Source organism: Sphingomonas sp. FG14 (assembly GCF_057809675.1).
The window spans coordinates 132,695-151,673 of sequence record NZ_JBMDKK010000004.1 but is presented as its reverse complement, the minus strand read 5'-3'; the positions used below and the strand labels follow the sequence as shown (position 1 = coordinate 151,673).

18 protein-coding genes are annotated in these 18,979 nt (G+C 63.0%); 7 read left to right on the top strand and 11 right to left on the bottom strand.

Features of this window, described 5'->3' with window-relative positions; genetic code table 11:
* Positions 1-3: 3 nt before the first annotated feature.
* The 5 genes from ACODTA_RS15855 to ACODTA_RS15835 are packed head-to-tail and all read right to left on the bottom strand — an operon-like array spanning position 4 to position 4,890.
* Positions 4-984 (bottom strand): NADPH:quinone oxidoreductase family protein, encoded by a 981-nt coding sequence (locus ACODTA_RS15855; protein ID WP_489066927.1) that lies wholly within the window; start codon positions 982-984, stop codon positions 4-6.
* An 8-nt stretch (positions 985-992) separates the two neighbouring features.
* Positions 993-1,760, bottom strand: a complete 768-nt coding sequence (locus tag ACODTA_RS15850; protein WP_489066926.1) for an SDR family NAD(P)-dependent oxidoreductase — start codon at positions 1,758-1,760, stop codon at positions 993-995.
* Positions 1,761-1,772: 12 nt separating this feature from the next.
* Entirely contained in the window at positions 1,773-2,525 is a 753-nt protein-coding gene (locus ACODTA_RS15845; protein WP_489066925.1) for an SDR family NAD(P)-dependent oxidoreductase, read from the bottom strand.
* A gap of 2 nt (positions 2,526-2,527) precedes the next feature.
* Entirely contained in the window at positions 2,528-3,820 is a 1,293-nt protein-coding gene (locus ACODTA_RS15840; protein ID WP_489066924.1) for an acyl-CoA dehydrogenase family protein, read from the bottom strand.
* Complete coding sequence (locus tag ACODTA_RS15835; RefSeq protein ID WP_489066923.1) at positions 3,817-4,890, bottom strand: phosphotransferase family protein; 1,074 nt, start codon at positions 4,888-4,890, stop codon at positions 3,817-3,819. Before ACODTA_RS15835 ends, ACODTA_RS15840 begins: the two co-directional genes overlap by 4 nt.
* A 58-nt stretch (positions 4,891-4,948) precedes the next feature.
* Here ACODTA_RS15835 and ACODTA_RS15830 point away from each other — a divergent pair, with 58 nt between their 5' ends.
* Both ACODTA_RS15830 and ACODTA_RS15825 read left to right on the top strand, forming a co-directional pair.
* Entirely contained in the window at positions 4,949-5,722 is a 774-nt protein-coding gene (locus ACODTA_RS15830) for a tyrosine-protein phosphatase (RefSeq protein ID WP_489066922.1), read from the top strand.
* Entirely contained in the window at positions 5,719-6,336 is a 618-nt protein-coding gene (locus tag ACODTA_RS15825; protein WP_489066921.1) for a TetR/AcrR family transcriptional regulator, read from the top strand. The genes ACODTA_RS15830 and ACODTA_RS15825 overlap by 4 nt, the downstream gene beginning before the upstream one ends.
* Here ACODTA_RS15825 and ACODTA_RS15820 read toward each other — a convergent pair.
* Together ACODTA_RS15820 and ACODTA_RS15815 are read right to left on the bottom strand one after the other, a co-directional pair.
* Positions 6,333-7,079: an SDR family NAD(P)-dependent oxidoreductase gene (locus ACODTA_RS15820; RefSeq protein ID WP_489067120.1), complete on the bottom strand. Its 747-nt coding sequence runs from the start codon at positions 7,077-7,079 to the stop codon at positions 6,333-6,335. The two genes, ACODTA_RS15825 and ACODTA_RS15820, sit on opposite strands and share 4 nt — an antisense overlap.
* A gap of 31 nt (positions 7,080-7,110) precedes the next feature.
* Positions 7,111-7,395: a hypothetical protein gene (locus ACODTA_RS15815; RefSeq protein WP_489066920.1), complete on the bottom strand. Its 285-nt coding sequence runs from the start codon at positions 7,393-7,395 to the stop codon at positions 7,111-7,113.
* Between the two features lie 171 nt (positions 7,396-7,566).
* Between ACODTA_RS15815 and ACODTA_RS15810 the strand changes: the two genes are divergently transcribed.
* The gene (locus ACODTA_RS15810) at positions 7,567-8,232 is read left to right on the top strand and encodes a TetR/AcrR family transcriptional regulator (protein WP_489066919.1); all 666 of its coding nucleotides are present in this window, start codon (positions 7,567-7,569) and stop codon (positions 8,230-8,232) included.
* Between the two features lie 3 nt (positions 8,233-8,235).
* Here ACODTA_RS15810 and ACODTA_RS15805 read toward each other — a convergent pair whose 3' ends face one another.
* Genes ACODTA_RS15805 through ACODTA_RS15795 form a run of 3 tightly spaced genes read right to left on the bottom strand, consistent with a single transcriptional unit; the run spans position 8,236 to position 11,086 of the window.
* A complete protein-coding gene (locus tag ACODTA_RS15805; protein WP_489066918.1) occupies positions 8,236-9,024 on the bottom strand; it encodes an enoyl-CoA hydratase in 789 nt (262 codons plus the stop codon).
* Positions 9,021-9,848 carry an SDR family oxidoreductase gene (locus ACODTA_RS15800; RefSeq protein ID WP_489066917.1) on the bottom strand — a complete coding sequence of 276 codons (828 nt, stop codon included), beginning with the start codon at positions 9,846-9,848 and terminating at the stop codon, positions 9,021-9,023. Before ACODTA_RS15800 ends, ACODTA_RS15805 begins: the two co-directional genes overlap by 4 nt.
* A gap of 2 nt (positions 9,849-9,850) precedes the next feature.
* Positions 9,851-11,086: an MFS transporter gene (locus tag ACODTA_RS15795; protein WP_489066916.1), complete on the bottom strand. Its 1,236-nt coding sequence runs from the start codon at positions 11,084-11,086 to the stop codon at positions 9,851-9,853.
* Positions 11,087-11,419: 333 nt separating this feature from the next.
* Between ACODTA_RS15795 and ACODTA_RS15790 the strand changes: the two genes are divergently transcribed.
* Positions 11,420-12,601, top strand: a complete 1,182-nt coding sequence (locus tag ACODTA_RS15790; protein WP_489066915.1) for a thiolase family protein — start codon at positions 11,420-11,422, stop codon at positions 12,599-12,601.
* Positions 12,602-12,674: 73 nt separating this feature from the next.
* On the opposite strand, the gene ACODTA_RS15785 is transcribed toward ACODTA_RS15790, so the two are convergent.
* Positions 12,675-14,207, bottom strand: a complete 1,533-nt coding sequence (locus tag ACODTA_RS15785) for an AMP-binding protein (RefSeq protein ID WP_489066914.1) — start codon at positions 14,205-14,207, stop codon at positions 12,675-12,677.
* A 180-nt stretch (positions 14,208-14,387) separates the two neighbouring features.
* Between ACODTA_RS15785 and ACODTA_RS15780 the strand changes: the two genes are divergently transcribed.
* The 3 genes from ACODTA_RS15780 to ACODTA_RS15770 all read left to right on the top strand — a co-directional run bounded on the left by ACODTA_RS15780 (position 14,388) and on the right by ACODTA_RS15770 (position 18,967).
* Entirely contained in the window at positions 14,388-15,734 is a 1,347-nt protein-coding gene (locus tag ACODTA_RS15780; RefSeq protein WP_489066913.1) for an MFS transporter, read from the top strand.
* Positions 15,735-15,855: 121 nt separating this feature from the next.
* Positions 15,856-18,198, top strand: coding sequence for a TonB-dependent receptor (locus tag ACODTA_RS15775; protein ID WP_489066912.1), 2,343 nt, complete (start codon positions 15,856-15,858; stop codon positions 18,196-18,198).
* Between the two features lie 22 nt (positions 18,199-18,220).
* A complete protein-coding gene (locus tag ACODTA_RS15770; protein ID WP_489066911.1) occupies positions 18,221-18,967 on the top strand; it encodes an SDR family NAD(P)-dependent oxidoreductase in 747 nt (248 codons plus the stop codon).
* The last annotated feature ends 12 nt before the right edge of the window (positions 18,968-18,979 follow it).

The window sequence follows — 18,979 nt, the reverse complement described above, 5'->3', positions numbered from 1 at the left end:
CGCCTATGGCATCCGCACGACAACGCGGCCGCAACCCGCACCTGAGAATGCGGCCTCCATCGCTTCCCTGAAGGCAGTGAGGGGAAAGACCTGGGCGATCGCCGGGCGTATTTTCCCTTCGGCGTGCCACTGCTCGATCTGCACCTCATTCGCGCGCGCGCGGGTTGGTTCCAGCGCGGCGAAACGCCCGATCTCAACTCCGATCAGCGATGCGCCCTTCACCAGAGCGATATTGAGCGGCAGACAGGGAATTTCGCCGCTTGCGAAGCCAACCGCAAGATATCTTCCGCGCCATGCCAGACTGCGGAATGACATGCCGAACATAGGCCCGCCGACGGGATCGAGCACCACATCCAGGCCGCGTCCGTCCGTCATTGCGCGCAGGATTTCCCGTCCCTCGATATCGTCATATCCAATCGCGTGGTCGGCCCCCTGTGAGAGGGCGAAAGCGCGCTTGTCCGCAGTCGATGCGGCGGCGATCACCTGCGCGCCGATCGCCTTGCCGATCTGGATGGCGGCGCTGCCAAGGCCGCCCGCACCGCCAAGCACCAGCAGCGTCTCTCCGGCCGACAGGGTACCGCGATCGGCAAGGGCGTGGAGCGCTGTGGCCGTGTTCACCCGCAGAGCGGCTGCTTCCTCGAAGCCGAGTCCGGCTGGGATATGGCGCAGTGCCGACACTTCGACCGTCACCATCTCCGCCAAGGCACCGGATGCGCAAATGCCTGTCACTCTTTCGCCCAATGCGAATCCGCCGGCATCTTCGCCAACCGCGTCGACCACGCCCGCGAATTCGGATCCGGGGGTGAAGGGCGGTGCGATCTTCACCTGGTGACCGCCGCGCGCGGCGAGCATGTCGGCATAGCTCAGCGCGACAGCACATATCCGTACGCGGACCATCGTCGATTGCGGTGCTATCGCATGGCGCACACCCAGCCGATAGCCGGCGGGCGGCCCGGGAGCTTCGGCGATGACGGCTCGGAACATGTGCGTCATCAGCTGAGCATCAGGCCACCGCCGTCGATGACATAGGTCTGGCCGGTCAGGAACCGCGATCCGTCGCCCGCCAGGAATAGCATCAGCGGCAGGAAATCCTCCATGGAGCCGAGTGAGCCTCCGATCGGCACTTTCTGTTTCAAGGTCGCATCGAGTTGCGCGACCGCCTCGGCGCTCATGCTCGCGCGCGTTCGTTCGAACATCGGCGTCCAGATCGCGGGCGCGATCGCGTTGACGGTGATACCGTGGCAACCCCATTCGCGGGCCAGCGATCGCGTCCATGCCAGTACCGCACCCTTGCTCGCGGCATAATGCGCCTTTCCGGCCATACCCGTGACGCCGACCGGGGACGCGAAGTTGATGATGCGGCCGCCGCGTGCCTTGAGGAAGGGAAAGACCGCCTGGTTGACCAGGAATGTTCCCCGCATATTGACGGCGAAGACCATATCGAACTCGTCGACGTCCATCGTTTCGGCTGCTGCGTTCGGCGCGACGCCCGCCGCATGGATCAGGCCGTCAAGACCGTTCATCCGTTCTGCCGCTTCCGGAATGACCTGCCCGACTGTCGCCGGATCGGATATGTCGGCGACCAGCGTGAACAGCCGCGCCCGCGCCTCGGCTTCCGCTTCTTCGGCGATGTCCATAATGTTTGCCGAGCGGCCGATCGCGACCACTGAGGCGCCGCTATGCACAAGGGCCAGCGCGGTCGCCTTGCCCATGCCGCTGCCGGCCCCGGTTACGATGAAGCGTTTGTTCGCGAGCGACATGCACCTACTCCCTCAACGCGGCGATTCGATGCCGCCACCGACTGCGATGTTGGCTCCGGTCGTATAGCTCGACGCATCCGAAGCGAGATACAAAGCCGTGCCCACGATCTCGTCGGGCGCTCCAAACCGTCCCATCGGAATGCCCCGCAGCAGCGCCTCTGGATCGCTCCAGTGTCGCGCGATGTCGGTCGCGAACATGCCGGGTGAAATCGTGTTGACGCGCACCTTGGGCGCGAACTCGCGGGCCATCCCCACGGTCATCGCGTTGAGTGCGGCCTTTGCCCCTGCATAGGGGATGATCCCCGGCTGCGGGCTGATCGCGCCCAACGACGAAATGTTGATGATCGAGCCGCCATCCCCCTCTGCCATGCAATGCGCCACCCGCGCGGCAAGGCGGAACGGTCCCTTGAAGTTGACGGCGAGAACCTTGTCGAACAATGCTTCCCCGGTCGCCGCGCTGCTTGGCTCCACAGGCGACATTCCCGCATTGTTGACGAGGATGTCGATACGTCCCCACGCCGCATGGACCCGATCGACCAGGGCATCGATCTGTGCCCAATCCCCCGCATGCGCGGCGATGGCCAGCGATCGCCGCCCAAGCGCACGAATCTCCTCCGCCACCGCTTCGCATGCTTCGACCTTGCGGCTCGATACGGCGACGTCCGCGCCGGCCCGGGCGAAGGCAAGCGCCATTTCCCGGCCCAGCCCGCGGCTGCCGCCGGTGATGAGCGCCGTTCGCCCTTCGAGATCGAAGCGCGTTGTCATCGTCACTCGACGGCGTCGGTGGCCATGCCGAATTTCTGCCGGGCCTGGCGGCGCAGCTCGGGAATATAGTCGGTGGGAAAACGGCCCGGCGCCGGCTTGTGTTTGCGCAGCAGGTGCCGGGCCGCATACATCTGGTGGATCTCGGTGGGGCCATCGGCCATGCCCATCACGAGCACGTTCGCCCACATCCGCCCGAGCGGCGTATAGTTGGAAACGCCCAGCGACCCCAGCAGGTGCATCGCGCGGAACACGATATCATGGGCGATCTTCGCGCACGCGACCTTGCATGCCGCGATCCAGGCGCGTGCCTCGGTTTCCATGTGATTGTCGAACATCCAGGCGGTGCGGAGCACCAACAGGCGGAACTGCTCCAATTCGATCCAGCTCTGGCCGATATCGACCTGCACAAGTTGCTTGTCGGCCAGAAGCTCGCCCTTGGTATGCCGCGACAATGCGCGCTCGCACATCATGTCGATGGCGCGTCCGCACATCCCGATCACACGCATCGCATGATGGATACGGCCGCCGCCCAGGCGCGACTGGGCGACCTTGAAGCCGCCGCCGCGTTCGCCGAGCAGATTTTCGCGCGGCACGCGAACATTGTTGTAGCGCAGATGCGCATGGCTGCCCTCGTCGAACGGTTCGCCGGCAACGCCAGGCTCCGCGACGAACTCCAGGCCAGGTGCATCGCGCGGAACGATGATCGTCGACATCCGCTCATAGATCGGTGCGTCGGGATCGGTGACGACCATCGCGATCAGGAATTCGGCGAAACGCGCGTTCGAGGAGAACCATTTTTCGCCGCTGATGACCCATTCGTCACCGTCGAGTTCCGCCCTGCAGGTGAACTGTGTGGGATCGGATCCGCCCTCGACCTCGGTCATCGAGAAGCAGGAAACGATTTCGTTTTCCAGCAGCGGCTTGAGATAGCGTTCCCTATGCTCCTCGGTTCCGAAGCGTGCGAGGATCTCCGCATTGCCGCTGTCGGGCGCCTGGCATCCGAAGACGGTGGGCCCCCAATGGGTGCGGCCGAGGATCTCGTTCAGGAAGCACAGTTCGACCTGGCCGAAGCCCGGCCCGCCGAGTTCGGGTGGCAGATGCATGCCCCACAGGCCCTGGCGGCGCACCTCCTGCTGCAGCGGACGGAGCGCCGCCATCGCGGCGGCATCGCTCTGATCATAAGGGGCGCTGTAGCTGTCGAACAGCGCGTCGAGCGGGTCTACATAGTCGCGCACGAAGTCGCGCACCCATTCGAGCTTCTTTTCGAATTCGGGTTCGAGCTTGAAATCGATCATGCCATTTGCCTTTCGGAAGCGCCGTCAAATTCTCGGGTCATCTCGGAAGCGGCGCGCAGCAGGTCCAGCACCAGCGCTCCCATCTGTTCGCCCATCTCGCGGTCCAGGCGTCCGTTGAGCCCGCGCGCATAGTGCCGCTCCAGCAGCATCGCGAGTTTGAACTGGGCGAGCACCATATAGTAAGTGAGGTTCACCACCGGACGACCGGTGATCGCGGCATAATGATCGACGAGTTCCTCCCGCAGCGGGTAGGACGGGTCCTGATAGAGCTCGGGCGGACGGACCGCACTCCGTTCCGATGGCACCGCATACATCAGCCAGCCGAGGTCGAGCAGCGGGTCGCCGATCGTCGACAGCTCCCAATCGATCATCGCCGCAAGCCGCGCCGGCGCTCCGGGCGCGAACAGCGCGTTGGGATAGCCATAATCGCCATGGATTATCCCGACATGCGGCGTTTCCGGCGTGTTCGCGCGCAGCCACTCGACCACCGCATCCTTGCCGGGAAGCGGGCGATATCCATAGCCTTCGCTATCAGCATAGGAGGCGTGCTGGAACAGCCAGCGATCGACCTGCCGGTTGAGAAAACCCTCGGGTTTTCCGAAGCCTTCGAGGCCGACCGCGCGATAATCCACTTTGGCGAGCTCGGCGATCCCGCCGATGAGCTCGAACGCGAGTTGGCGGCGGATCTCGGGTGGATCGAAGGCCGACGGAAAATTTGCAGGATCCATCGCCAGCCAGCCCGGCACATATTCCATGATATAGAAGGGGACGCCCAGCACCGACTCGTCCTCGCAATGGACGATCAGTTCTGGCTTGCGGACGGCCGTTCCGTTGAGCGCGGCCAGCACCCGCGCCTCGCGCGCCAACACCTTGAAGCTGTCCGGCCTGGGGGCGAGCGGCGGACGGCGAAGCACCATTGCGGGGCCGCCGCGATCGATCCGCATCACGATATTGGTCGCGCCTCCGGTCAGGATCTCAGCGTTGAGGGGCCCGTCGCCAAGCGCCGGCAGGGCGCGGTCGAGCCAGGGCTCCAGCGCGCCGGAAGTCAGTATGTTCGAATCGGGTTTCACCATCGGTCCCCTGATAATTTCACATGACATATGTATAGTGAAATGATAAATGTCCAGTATGAATGATGAGCAGACCGGAGCGCTCTTGACGATCGAGGGCACGATCAACGCACGCGACCTGGGCGGCATCGCGACACAGGACGGCAGGCGCATCCGGCGCGGCGCGCTGATCCGTTCGGCCGAGCTCGACAAGCTGACGGAGCGGGGGGCGGGGGCGTTGCGCGAGGTGCACGGCATCGCGACGATCCTCGATCTCCGTTCCACCCGCGAGCGGGGAAAACGGCCGTTGGCGGACGCGTATCTTCCCGACGTCAGCTTGGCGTTCCGCGACCATGAAGCGCGTGGCGCCGATCTGGAAAGGCTGCGCGCCAGGGCCGATGTCACGCGGGCCGACGTCCACGCGATGATGGTGGACATCTATCGCCGGCTGCCCTGGGAGCAGGCGGCGGGCTTTCGGTTGCTCTTCGAACTGGTGGAGACGGGACGAATGCCGATCCTGTTCCACTGCGCGGCGGGCAAGGACCGTACCGGCGTGGCGGCGGCGCTGCTGCTCTCGGCGCTTGGCGTGGCGCGCCCGGCGATCTACGACGATTTCCTTATGAGCGAACGATGTTTCGAGGCCAATCGCAAGCGCTTCGCCGGCAACGGCGCGGATGCATTGCTGCTGCGTCCGGAATGGGAGCCGATTCTGCGCGCTGACTCGGCCTATCTCGACGCGATGTTTGGTGTGCTGGATGATCGGGGTGGGACGGAGGTCTATTTTTCCGAGGCGCTGGGCTTCGACGTGTCGCGCATCGACCGTCTTCGCGCTGCCGTGCTGGAGGCCGCATGAAGCCGGCCCCTGCCGCGAGGCCGTCGATTCGCCAGGCGCACAAGGACATGACCCGTGCGCGCATTGCGGAAGCTGCCCGGCAATGCTTCTACGAAAAGGGCGTCGGAGATACCTCGTTCGAGGACATCGCGTCCGCCGCAGGCGTGCGGCGTGCGACCGTCTATCTCCATTTTGCGAACAAGAGCGCGATCCTGGCCGAACTCCTGTCACGCAATCTGGAAGAGGTGCGGCTTATCTACGAGCGGCTGCGCGCGCTCGGCAGCCATGACGTGGCGAGTGTCCGGAAATGGCTGGAAAGCTATGTGCGGGCACTGGTTCGCCACCGCCAGGCGATGCGCCTGTTCCAGATCGCGATGGCCACCGACGATTCGGTTCGGATCATGATCGAGGATTACCGTGAATCGGTTGTGCGCAGCCTGGGAGAAAGCTTTGCGGGGTTCGCGCCGGAGAAGGGCCGCGGGCATGCAGCTGCGGTGCTGATGGTGGTCAAGGTCGATTTCGTGGCGGACGCGGCCGCGCAGCTGTCTCCCCGGCTCGAGGTCGCGGCTGCGCTGGATCTGGTCGCGGAAGAACTGTCGGCGATGCTGTTGGTGGGGGCCGCCGAGCGTCCTTAGGGCATGGTCACGCCGCCGTTCACCCGCAGGATCTGGCCGGTGACGAACCGGCTCTCGTCCGACGACAAATACAGCACCGCGGCCGCGATATCTTCCGGCGTACCGATGAGGCCGAGCGGCGAGCGCGCGGCATTGCGCGCGATGAGCGCGTCCGTATCGGAATTGCCGGCCAATGTCATCCGGGTCGCGGTGAAGCCGGGCGCGACCGCATTCACGCGTATGCCGTGCGGTCCAAGTTCCTGGGCGAGCGTGCGGGTCAGCATATTCACTGCCGACTTCGACATTGCATAGAGTGACAGGCCCTCGATTGGCTCGTCCGCGGCATTGGATGATATATTGACGATGGCGCCGCGTCCGTGCGGAATCATGTGTCGGGCCGCCGCGGCGCATGCCCAGAAGGTCCCGCCCAGATTGAGGGCGAGTACGCGATCGTAGAGTGCCTGATCGGTCGACACCGCCGGGCAGAGCGCGGCAATGCCTGCGACATTGCACCAGATTCCGAGCGGCGCGACACTTTCCGCGAATTCCGCAAGTGCGTCGATCTGCGAGCGATCGGCACAGTCGGCGACGCGGCAACAGGCTTCGCCGCCATCGCGGCGCACCCGTTCGGCGGTTTCGCCAAGTCCTGTCTCGTCAATGTCCGCCAGGACGAGCCGTGCGCCCTCGTGCGCCAAGCGGATGGCGGTCGCGCGGCCGATGCCGGATGCTGCGCCGGTGATCACAGCAAGGCGGCCGGTGAGCATCGTCAAGCGCCGCCGCGCGCCCTGTCGCGCGTCACTTGCGGATTTCGTCCCAGCTCATGCTGGTCGTGCTGGTTCGTCCATTCGTGGTGACGGTGGAGAGCGGGACGCGATAGAGGCGCATATCGCGTATGAAGGTGACGATCCCGTCCGCGCGGATCAGATCGATCGTGCCGAGTTTCTTGCCGTCGCGATCCTTCAGCGTGAAGCCTTTCTTCGGCGCTGCCATAGGCGCGGCGGCCGGTGATTCCTGCGCGATCCCAGCAGTTGGAGCCAGCGCGAAGCTGGCGGTGAAAAGCATCAGCGTGCGTAACGACATGGGCGTCTCCTGTCTTATCCATGCCTTTGGACAGCCTCTCGTTACACGGCTATCGATTGCCGTTCCTGGCGTGTTGGCGTTTCTGGTGACCGACCTCAAGAGGTTTCTGAAGGTAATTCAGTTATGAAAAATGCGGAGACTGCATAACCGATGGCGCGATCGAAGCGAACCTTGGCGGCACCCCCGGAACATGCCTCCGCCGGCGATCTGCGCAGCACCAACAAGAACGGTCAGCTGCTGGGCCGCAAGGGGATGGAGACCCGCAAGCGGTTGATGGATGCGGCACGACGCCTGCTGGCTATGCGTTCGCCGTTCGAGTTGACGGCGCTGCTGATCACGCGCGAGGCCAAGGCGGCGGCGGCAACATTCTACGTCTATTTCGACGATGTGCAGGACGTGCTCTATGCGATGAGCGCCGAGATCGCGTCCGAGATCGTCGATCTGTTCGAAAATGACCGGTTGTTGCGCGATCCGGAACGCTTCTTCGAGGACGCGATGCGCTTCGTACGGGCCTATAACGCGGTGTGGGATCGGCACAGCGATATCCTGCTGTATCGCAACCTGGAGGCGGACCGGGGAAATCCGCGATTCAATGCATTGCGCACCGAAGGGGCGATCCCGGTGATGAACGCTTTGTGCGACCGGATCGCCAATGCATATCCCGAAGCGTCGCGCCCGCGTCGCGGCGCGATCTATGCCGAGGCTGTGGTCTTCTTCGTTGCGCTCGAGCGGTTGGCCGCTGCGGTGCATCAATATCCCGAGGATGGTCTGAGCGCAGACGATCTGATGGAGGCGCAGGCGCGTATTCTGGTCCGCCTGCTTGAGGCGCGCGGCTGAATATCAAGCGGACTGGGTTCGACCCCGGTCGTGCAGCGCGCTTCTCCTGCGAGCGATGTCGTCGGCTTCCGTACGATTGGCTTCGGCCTTGGCCGTACGAGCCTCTTCAGCAAGCGCGTCGCCGAAACCGATCGCGAAGCCTCGGTCGATCAACTGTCTGTAGGCGACGAGCATATCCTGCTCGATCCCCAGCATATCCCGCATCAGTGCTTCGCTGGCGGGCAGCAGTTCGTCCGGTTCGACGACGCGATTGACCAGACCCCAGCGATCGGCCTGCTCTGCGGACAGGAAGTTGCCGGTGAGATGCAGTTCCTTGGCGCGGTGGATGCCGATGACCCGTGAGAGATGCTGGCTCAGTCCGCCGCCTGGAATGATGCCCACGCGTGCATGCGTGTCGGCAAAGCGGGCGTCTGTGGAGGCGACGATCAGATCGCATGCCAGCGCCAGTTCGAAACCGCCCGTTATGGCAACGCCGTTGACGGCGGCGATCGTCGGCTTCGAAAAGGCGCGAAGGCGCAGGATCGGATTCAGCGCACCGTCCTCCCACAACCCACCTGGCCGGCCGAGTGGGCCGTCGGGATCCTGAAGTTCCTTGATGTCCATGCCCGCGCAAAAGGCTCGTCCGTTGCCCGTCACGATCATGCCGCGAACCGCGGTATCCGCTTCGAGGGTATCGAGCGCTTCCGCCAGTGCTGCGACCAGCGACTGGGACAGGGCGTTCAGAGCCTCCGGACGGTTCAAACTGAGCAGGACATAGCCATCGCGCCGATCTATGTGCAGCAAAGCGCTCATCGTGCCGTCTCCGGGGCGAGCCCGGCTTCGGGCTGGCCGTCATAGGGCGTCAGCATCATGCCGCCGTCGCAGAACAATGTGGTGCCGGTGACGAAGCTCGCGGCTGGGCTGAGCAGGAATATCGCGGCATTGCCGACCTCGGCCGCACTGCCGAACCGGCGGATCGGCAATCGGCTGGCAATGGCATCGATGCGGGATTGTGGAACCAGCCGTTTGACGCCTTCGGTCGCCTCAATGGGACCAGGGCTGAGGCTGTTGACCCTGATTCCAGCCGGTCCCCATTCCAGCGCGAGTGTTCGAACCAGCGATTCGATTCCCGCCTTCGCGGCCGAGGCATGCGCCTGGCCCCACATGGGTTGAAACGCCTGGCCCGACGATATGGCGATCAGGCTGGCGCCGTTCTCGCGAAGCCGCGGCCGTGCCGCCTTGAATGTGTGGAAGGTGCCGGCGAGGTCTATCTCGGTGACCGCGCGGAAGCCGTTCGGCGACAACGCCTCGGCGGGGGCGATGAAATTGCCCGCAGCACCGGCGATGACGAAATCGAGTGGCCCGAATGCGTCCGCCGCATGTGCAATCGCTGCGTCGATTGCCTCGAAGTCGCGGACATCCCCGGTCAGTGCCAATGCCTCGGGTCCGATCGTCCGAAGCTCCCGCGCGGCATCGTCAGCCTTTTCGGCATCGCGGCCGAGCACCGCGACCTTCGCTCCGCAGGCGGCGATCGCCCTGGCGATTCCGAGGTTGATGCCGCTGGTGCCGCCCGTGACGACAGCGTTCCGGCCGGTGAAGAGATCAGCACGATATGTGGTCAGGGGGGCGTGTCTCATGATCATTCCCCAGCGTCGTGGGGATTTGGGCCGAGGGTCGCGAGCATCAGCCCGCTGATCGCCCAGATCGGAATCAGGATCGCGAAATAGAGCTGGTAGGATCCGGAGAGATCATACACGAATCCACCGAGCGCTGGGCCGAGGCCGAGGCCGAGAGTGATCAGCGCGGCGATGTAGCTGAACAGCGATCCGAAATTCCGGAGACCCAGATATCGGGTCGAGAGATAGATGACCGCGTCATATTCTCCGCCGATCGACAGGCCGAGAATGAAGATGGCGGCGACGGCCGCGGGCACCGATCCCGGGAAGAGGACAAGCAGGGCCACCGAGAGGATCGGCAGCGAAATGCTGATCGCACCGACGACAGGGCCTGAATAGCGATCGAGCAGGAACCCGACCGACAGGCGGCCGATGATTGATGGAATACCGACCAGCCCGGCAAGCCACGCCGCGGTTGTGCGGTCGACGCCATAAGTGCCGAGAATCGGTACGAGATGGACCAACACGCCGACGATCGCGGCGGTACCGCCGAAGGCGGCGACGGCGAGGCGGAAGAAGGAGCGCGAGCGCAGGCCATCTCGAACCGTGTAGCCGGTGAGTGGAACCACCGGCGTTGCGACCACATCCGAGCCCTGTTTGATTTTCGCATGCCGCCCGTCGAAGAAGAAGAAGGCAAGTAGGGGCAGGACGATCGCGATGCCGACGAGACCGAGGCCGATAAACGCGCCTCGCCATCCATAGTTGTTGATCAGCCAGTTGGTCAGGATCGGGACCAGGCTGGCACCGATGCCGGTTCCGCAGAATGCGACGGCCAGCGCGATTGCGCGATTGCGGTCGAACCAGGATGCGACTCCAGTCGACCAGACTGCCGGAGAAAGCACTGACAGCGCAAATCCCATCAATGCCCAGAGGAGCCACCAGCTTACGATCCATCCGGTCGTGAACGATAGCGCCATCACCGCGAGGCAATAGAACACGGCACCCGCCAGCGCCACGCCGCGCGCACCGTATCGGTCGATGAAACGGCCGCACAATGGGGTAAGGAAGAAGGCGATGATTGACGGCAGCACAAGCGCGCTGGAGACTTCCGCCCGCGGCCAGCCGAACTCGGCCTCCAGCGGCTGGAAGAACAGGCCGGTCGCATAAATGTGGATGGTCGTTAGCGCGATCCCCGCCGCGCCCGCAATCAGGATTGGCCAGCCCCTGCGCCATTCGGTGATCGATACGGTTCCGGTCACTCTTAAACATCCTCATGATGCCCGCTCGCGGGTCTATTATTGGGCGTCGATCGAGGCGAACGTCAGGACCGGAAGCATACTAGAATATTTCATGCTTTTGCACCCATGGCAAATCTTCTGTTCCGAACCGCGACACGCGCTCTGGATGGTGTTGCAAGATCATGTGCGTACCTCTTGCAACCACGCACCCAAAATGCGCGAGCGGACAGCCAGGCAACCCGGATGACTGCACATATGCGTAAAGTCACCGTCACGTCGTCGATGCGCTATGAAATTCTAGCATTGTAGCAGCGATTCCCGCATGGAACGGCGTGAAGACTCGTGATCTGGTGAATGGAGAGTGGAATGACAGCCGTTATCGTCAGCGCAGTGCGAACCGCGGTCGCGACATCACGGCGGGGATCGCTCGTCGACGTTCCGGCCGAAGCGCTGGCGAAGCACATCCTCGAGGCCGCGGTCATGCGGGCAGGACTTTCATCGGAACTGGTGGATGACGTCATCTTCGCTGAATCTCTCTATGGGGGCGGGGCTCTTGCCCGTCATGCGGCGGTCGAGGCCGGCCTGCTCCAGGCGGGCGGCATGGCGCTCAACCGGCATTGCGCCGGGAGCCTCAGTTCCATCGCTGTCGCCGCCGGATCGATCGTTGCGGGCATGGACCGCGCGATCGTCGCGGGCGGCGTCCATTCGAGTTCGTTCGGCCCGATGCTTTCCTGGCGATCACCCCAGAGTGACGATTATTCGGAGGTGCGCTTTCCGCCCACGCATCCGGACGACCCGGAGGCACCCAATAATGACATGACGATCACTGTCGGCTGGAGTGCCGCCAAGGCGGCCGGCCTGACGCGTGAAGAGCTTGATGCCTGGGCGTTCCGTTCGCACCAGCGTGCGATCGATGCGATCGATGCGGGTCGTCTGGTTGAAGAGATTGCACCGTTCCGGGTTCGTCGCCGCGACGGTACCGAGTTCGATTTCGCGATCGACGAGCATCCCCGGCGCGATACCAGCCTGGAGCGCTTGGCATCGCTGAAGGTCATTCATCCCGAGATTGACGGTTTTTCGATCACTGCGGGAAATTCGAGCGGAATCAACGACGCCGCGGCCGCATTGATGGTCGTTGATGAAGCATTCGCACGGTCGGAAGGGCTGGATATCATGGCACGGGTTCGCGGATGGAGTTCTGTGGGCGTCCCGCCGCGCGATACCGGTATTTCGGTGATCCGGGTTCTGCCCAAGCTGTTCGAGCGAACCGGCGTTGCACAGTCGGATGTCGCCGTCTGGGAGATCAATGAAGCGTTCGCTTCGGTCCCGCTGGCGACCTGTCGCGCGCTGGGTATCGACGAAGATATCGTGAATGTCAGCGGCAGCGGTTGCTCCATAGGGCATCCGATCGCGGCAAGCGGCGCTCGCATGGTGACGTCGCTGATTTATGAGTTGCGTCGCCGCGGTGGCGGATTGGCCGTGGCGGCAATGTGCGCTGGCGGGGGGCAGGCGGGCTCACTCATGATCGAGGTCTGACGAGGACATCGGCGTATCGTCAGACCCAGGCGCCAAAGCGGCAGATGTTCCCGCCACACAACAGCTGCACGTGTCACGGCAAGGAGGAGTCACGATAGCGTTCGATCAATGCACGCTTGAGCAGCTTCCCGGTCGGCATGCGCGGGAGGCTTTCGACAAAGTCGATGCTACGCGGGGCCTTGAAATGGGCGATCCGTTCGCGGCACCACGCAATCAGTTCCCGCTCGGTTTTGGCATTTGCAGGTACTCCCGAAACCAACTGTACCACGGCTTTCACTTCCTCGCCGAAATCCGGATTGGGAATGCCGATTACCGCCGCATCCTCGATATCGTGATGTTGGACCAGCAGGTTCTCGATCTCCTGGGGATAGATGTTAACGCCGCCGGAGATGATCATGTGACTCTGACGATCGGTGAGGTAGAGATATCCTTCGCGGTCCAGGTGCCCGATATCTCCCAGCGTCGACCACCCATGCTCGTTGAAAGCACTCGCGGTTTTTTCCGGATCGTTATGATAGCTGAACGGATTCCAGGTCGTCGCGAAATAGACCAGGCCGTCCTTCATTGCGGGGAGCTCCTCGCCATTGTCGCCGACGATCCTCACGCTCGCCGCGCGGCCGACCGATCCCGGATGGGCCAACCACTCGTGCGGGCCGATCGCGGTGAAACCGTTACCTTCCGTCGCGCCATAGAATTCGTAGAGTTTCGGTCCAAGCCAATCCATCATTGCCTGCTTCACCGGAACAGGGCAGGGCGCGCCGGCGTGGACGACGTGGGTAAGGCTGCCGGTATCGGCGCTCGCGCGTCTTGCATCGTCGAGCCGAAGCATGCGGATCATCATGGTCGGGACGAGCCAGGCGACGGTGACTTTTTCGCGTTCGATCAGCGACAATGCCGCGTCTGCGTCGAAAGCCGGCATCAGCACCACTCTGGCGCCCGCGCGTTGCGCCGCCATCGCGAAATTGAGTGGCGCGGCATGGTAGAGCGGCGCCGTGCAGAGGAAGACGGTTCGCGAGTCGTACCCGTAAAGAGCCCGCATCATTTCATCGCTTTGCGACCATGCGCCGAACGGTTCGCCGCTCAGCGTCCGTTTGATCCCCTTGGGTCTGCCCGAAGTTCCGGATGAATAAAGCATCGATGCGCCCTCGCGCGGTTCGTAGGCAACCGGCTCGAGCGGTTCCTTGCCAAGGGGCGCAAAGCCCGACGGGCCCGACGCGTCGCAGAGCCACACGTCATCGCCCTTGCTCATCGATTGATGGGCGAGCGTGTCGAATACCGCGCTCGACAGCAGCAGTTTCGCTCCGCTGTCCCTGACGATGTAACGCACCTCGTCCGGGCTGAGGTGCCAGTTGACCGGCGTATAGTGTAAGCCTGACCGATGGCATGCCCAGGCCGCGATCAGAAAAGCGGGACAGTTTTGCAGCAGCAGTGCGACATGGTCGCCTTCCGTGACACCCGCGGCGCGCATCTGTCCGGCCAGCGCATCGGAACGCGCATCCAACTGGGCATAGGTGAGCGTAGTGCCGTCGTCGGACATGATGAGCGAAACGCCATCCGGCCGGGCCTGTGCATGATCGTCGATATGGGGTGGCCGCGCGGTGGTCATGGAGAAGGTTCCCAGGCTGCTATCGTGTATCGGTCCCAGTCTGCCATGACGCGCCTTGGAGAACATGCTGCGTCACGCAGATTGCACAACCGTGATTTCCAGGTCCCAGCGATGGGTGACGTGCCCTGGACACGCTAGGACGGCGCCTCGTGTGCGGCACACGCTCTTTCAGGAGCCTTCATGAATCGAACACTCGAAGCCGATCCGGAGGCCGTATCCGCCAGCCATGCCTGGGGAACGGTGGTCGTGCTTTTGATCATCGGGATCCTTTCCTATCTCGACCGCAACATCGTCGCGTTGATGATGGAGCCTATCCGCGCCAGCCTGGGTATAAGCGACCTTGGCATGGGGCTGATCCATGGCGTTGGCTTCGGCATATTCTATGCGGTATTCGGCCTGCCGATCGGATATCTGGTCGATCGTCTGTCGCGCAGGTGGATCGTCTATTGGGGCGCGACAGCCTGGTCGATCGCAGCCTCCGCATGCGGATTGGCCGGAAACTTCCAGCAGTTGCTGATCGCCCGACTGGCCGTGGGTGTGGGGGAGGCCTCGCTTTCACCGGCTGCCTATTCGATGATCGCCGATCTTTTTCCGCGGCGCAGGCTTGCGCTGGCACTCGGCGTGTTTGGTGTCGGCTCTGTGCTGGGAAGCGCGGTCGCTTTCATCGGGGGCGGTGCCGCAATCGAATATTTCCAGGCGCTCGGACCGCGCGAACTTCCGCTGATCGGCATGACGCAGCCATGGCAGATGGTGTTTTTCGTTACCGGCGCGCCCGGCATTCTGATCGCCTTGCTCGTGCTGCTGATCCGCGAGCCGCGCCGACGTGCGCTCCGAGCGCCGCTGCCTGACGAAGCCGCTTCCCCTGGTTTTGAGCGGCAGCGGTTGTTGGCATTCATGCGCTCGCGCTGGCAGTTCCTGACCTGCCATTTCCTCGGATTCGGCTTTCTGGCGGTGGCAACCTATGCCGGCCTTGCCTGGATTCCGACAATGCTTGTGCGCCGCTTCGGAACCGGCATCGGCGAAGTCGGATTGATGATGGGGGCTGTCAGCCTGTTCGCCGGCATTCCCGGGTTCCTGCTGAGCGGATGGATCGTCGATCGATGGTTTGCCGCAGGCAGGCAAGATGCTCACCAGCGCTACTATATGATCGCCAACACGGCGGCTGCCGGAGCGGCAGTCGTCACCTTTCTCTATGCTCCAACGCCAGGGCTGGTCGTTCTCGGCTGGGGCTTCATAACGCTTCTTCAGCCCTTCACCGGCCCCTCGGCGGCACAGTTGCAGATGGTGACCCCACCCCATCTTCGAGGTCAGGTTTCGGCGGTGTATGTGATGGTGTTCAATCTGATGGGGATGTGCCTCGGGCCGCCGCTTGTGGCGTTCATCACAGATGTGGTCCTTCAGGATACGTCGCGTGTCCATGTCTCGCTCGCCGTCAGCTATGGCGGAATTGCTGCACTGAGTGCCGTGATATTCGCCCTCGGACTGCGCCCTTCACGTCATGCCATCGCGAACGCGGCGGCGGATTAGCATTTTCACATCTCTGTAAAGGCGGCTCCGATCTCAAGCAGCACTATGTCCGAAGGATAAAAATTTTAGAATAATACGAGCATGGCCACTCAAACGGCCGGATGAAATAGGGAGAGATGCGATGGTTGTTCGTTGGTCCGCTGGAGTGCGCGCAGTGCTCGTGACGGGAGCGGCTGTTCTGGCGATTGCTGGCGGCAACGCCAGCGCCCAGACTGACGGAGCGGCGCACGGTTCCGAGAATCCGGCGGGTGTGGATGCTGCGCCGGTCGACGATGGCGATATCGTGGTGACGGCCCGCCGGCGCGCGGAACGACTCCAGGACGTCCCTGTCGCCGTGACGGCGGTTTCCGGAGAGACGCTGGCTGCGGCGAATATCGTGCAGCTGGGAGATCTTCAGACCAAGGTGCCGGGCATGACGATGACGCCGTCTGCCTTCGGTTCCAACATCCTTCAGGTCGCCATTCGCGGGCAACGCCAATATGACCCCTATATCACCAAGGATCCGGCAGTGGCGGTCTACTTCGCCGACGTTGTCCAGAATCGTCCGCACGGACTGAATGCCTCCCTCTATGACCTGGATTCGATACAGGTGCTGAAGGGGCCGCAAGGTACGCTCTTCGGTAGAAACACCACCGGCGGCGCCGTCCTCATCGCGCCAAAGGCGCCGACCGACCAGTTCGAGGGATATGCGCTCGCATCCTACGGCAATTACGAGGCCGTCCGTCTCGAAGGCGCGTTGAACATACCGATCAGCGAATCCCTGTCCGTCCGTATCGCTGGCGCGATCGCGCGCCGTGACGGCTTTACCCGTAATCTGACGACAGGGCAGCGGCTCGACGACGAACACAAGAACAGCTGGCGCGTTTCGGCTCGTTTCTCGCCGAATGAGATGTTCGAAAACCGTCTGGTCGTCTCCGGCTTCGAAGCGAAGGAGAACGGCACGGGCTACAAATTTTATGCATACCGCAAAGGATCGATCACCGAGCAATTCATCAATGCGACGGATCCAGGCGGGCTCGACCGTGAACTCGCGCTGCTAGCTGACTTGCCGTTTCACACGACGCTTTCGAACGAAGAATTGAGCACGCGAATCAAGACATTCAGCCTGTCCAATGTCAGCGAGCTCAAATTGGCAGGCGATGTGACGCTGAAGAACATCTTTGGCTACCGTTCCGTCCGCTCGACCACGAATTTCGACCTTGAAGGGTCGCGATACGATTTCTTTCCATCGTTCGAAGACATGCGCGAGCGGCAATTCAGCAACGAGTTCCAGCTTCTGGGCACCGCCTTTGATGGCGCGCTCGACTATATCGCCGGGGCGTTCTGGTTTTACGAGCGGGGATCGGACCTCCAGATTTCCGACACGTTCACCAATTACGCGCCGCTCAAGGCGGTACGGATGAGCTTCGCCGATCCGATCACCAACGAAGCCTATTCGGTCTTCGCGCAGGCCACCTGGAGGCTCCCTTTTCTGGAGGGGGTCTCGGTCACCGGTGGCGTCCGGCAAAATTGGGACGAGCGATCGCTGGTCGCGCGAAGCCAGACAAATGGCGTCTGCCGCCTCGTGACGGCCGATGTCGGCGGCACCCCGCTTTCTCCCTGCGCGAAGCAACTGCGGGCTAAGTTCGAGAATATTACCTACACCGCGACCATCGACTGGAAGGTGGCGGCGGACGTTCTGCTCTATCTCTCCCATCGTAAGGGATATCGGACCGGCGGATTCAATTTTGGCGGCGGGCGCCCTTCGGAGCTTCTTCCCTTCCGGCCCGAAGAGGTGAAGGATTTCGAGCTCGGCTTCAAATCCAAATTCGGCTTCGGCGACGCCCGGGGCGTCTTCAACATGGCGGCGTATTCGCAGGACTATAAGGACATCCAGCGCACCATCGGCTTCTTCGTGCCGAACTCCACCCCCCCGGTATATGTGAACAGCATCCTCAACGCGGCCGCGGCGACGATTCGTGGCATCGAAGCGGACCTGACTTTCGAGCCGGTGCGCAACTTCGAAATGGGCGGCAACGTCTCCTATATCGACGCACGATATAAGGGCTTCATCGATCAGGCGACGGGAGCGGATCTCAGCGGATCAGCCTTTGCCGGAACGCCAAAATGGTCGATGGGAGGGTTCGCTGCGCTCACTCTCCCACTCCCGGGAGATGCCGGTGAAATGCTGCTGCGTGGTGACGTCTATCACCAGACGACCAGCAACTACGCGGACGCCAACTACGATGCGTCGATCGGCGCACCATCGCTTGCGTCGCGCATACCGCCCTATACGGTCGTGAACGGGCGGGTCGAGTGGCGTAATGCCTTTGGCAAGCCGCTGTCATTCGCCCTGTTCGGACGCAACCTGCTCAATGAGAAATATATCGTTGGCGGCACCGACATCACTCTCAACGTCGGTTACGCCGGCGTCATCCTCGGTGCTCCGCGCACCTATGGGGTCGAGGCGAAGTTCAGCTTCTGATGCGAGACGGCCGGAGGTCGAAATGAAGAACAAGGCTTCCGGCCGGCTTGCGGGTCGCAGCATATTGGTCACCGGCGCAGCGTCGGGCATCGGTCTTGCGACGGCACGCCTGTTCGTTGCCGAGGGGGCGAAAGTCGTGGCGCTCGACCGCGACGATGTCGCCCTCGCCCGCGAACTGGACGTGCCGGGTATATCCCGGCTCGCTTGTGATCTGATCGAGGGCGACTCCGCGGCCAGGGCCGTCCACGCAGCGGCCGGGATGCTGGGCGCGTTGGATGGAATCGTGAACTGTGCGGGAGTCGCGCTCAACGCCGCCCTGAGCGAAACCGATCCTGAAACATGGCGCCGCGTGATGGCGATCAATCTGGATGCACCCTTTCGCATCTGCCGGGAAGCGTTGCCATTCCTGCACGCTGCGCCCGCCGCGACCATCGTCAACGTCGCGTCGGGGCAAGCGCTGTTGCCGAATGCTCCCGGCGGTTCGGCCTATGCCGCGTCGAAGGCGGGGCTCGTTGCGTTCACCAAGGCGATCGCGGCCGAATTGGCGCCCAACATTCGGGCCAATATCTTGTGTCCCGGTGTAGTCGATACGCCCATGGTGCACAGTCTGCTCCACACGGGTGATGCTGCTTTTATCCGGCAATATGCGATGCGCCGGCCTGCCGCGCCGATTGAAATGGCGCAAGCGCTGCTGTTCCTGACCAGTGAAGAGTCCTCCTATGTCACAGGTACGGTTCTCGCGGCCGATGGCGGGCGCACATTTCACTAAGCTCTGATCGCT

Excerpts from the sequence above, each read along its gene's own strand:
- ACODTA_RS15815 (WP_489066920.1), bottom strand. The coding sequence starts at position 7,395 with ATGTCGTTACGCACGCTGATGCTTTTCACCGCCAGCTTCGCGCTGGCT.
- ACODTA_RS15775 (WP_489066912.1), top strand. The coding sequence starts at position 15,856 with ATGGTTGTTCGTTGGTCCGCTGGAGTGCGCGCAGTGCTCGTGACGGGA.
- ACODTA_RS15805 (WP_489066918.1), bottom strand. The coding sequence starts at position 9,024 with ATGAGCGCTTTGCTGCACATAGATCGGCGCGATGGCTATGTCCTGCTC.
- ACODTA_RS15850 (WP_489066926.1), bottom strand. The coding sequence starts at position 1,760 with ATGTCGCTCGCGAACAAACGCTTCATCGTAACCGGGGCCGGCAGCGGC.
- ACODTA_RS15820 (WP_489067120.1), bottom strand. The coding sequence starts at position 7,079 with ATGCTCACCGGCCGCCTTGCTGTGATCACCGGCGCAGCATCCGGCATC.
- ACODTA_RS15790 (WP_489066915.1), top strand. The coding sequence starts at position 11,420 with ATGGAGAGTGGAATGACAGCCGTTATCGTCAGCGCAGTGCGAACCGCG.
- ACODTA_RS15770 (WP_489066911.1), top strand. The coding sequence starts at position 18,221 with ATGAAGAACAAGGCTTCCGGCCGGCTTGCGGGTCGCAGCATATTGGTC.
- ACODTA_RS15855 (WP_489066927.1), bottom strand. The coding sequence starts at position 984 with ATGTTCCGAGCCGTCATCGCCGAAGCTCCCGGGCCGCCCGCCGGCTAT.
- ACODTA_RS15800 (WP_489066917.1), bottom strand. The coding sequence starts at position 9,848 with ATGAGACACGCCCCCCTGACCACATATCGTGCTGATCTCTTCACCGGC.
- ACODTA_RS15845 (WP_489066925.1), bottom strand. The coding sequence starts at position 2,525 with ATGACAACGCGCTTCGATCTCGAAGGGCGAACGGCGCTCATCACCGGC.
- ACODTA_RS15785 (WP_489066914.1), bottom strand. The coding sequence starts at position 14,207 with ATGACCACCGCGCGGCCACCCCATATCGACGATCATGCACAGGCCCGG.
- ACODTA_RS15780 (WP_489066913.1), top strand. The coding sequence starts at position 14,388 with ATGAATCGAACACTCGAAGCCGATCCGGAGGCCGTATCCGCCAGCCAT.
- ACODTA_RS15830 (WP_489066922.1), top strand. The coding sequence starts at position 4,949 with ATGAATGATGAGCAGACCGGAGCGCTCTTGACGATCGAGGGCACGATC.
- ACODTA_RS15825 (WP_489066921.1), top strand. The coding sequence starts at position 5,719 with ATGAAGCCGGCCCCTGCCGCGAGGCCGTCGATTCGCCAGGCGCACAAG.
- ACODTA_RS15840 (WP_489066924.1), bottom strand. The coding sequence starts at position 3,820 with ATGATCGATTTCAAGCTCGAACCCGAATTCGAAAAGAAGCTCGAATGG.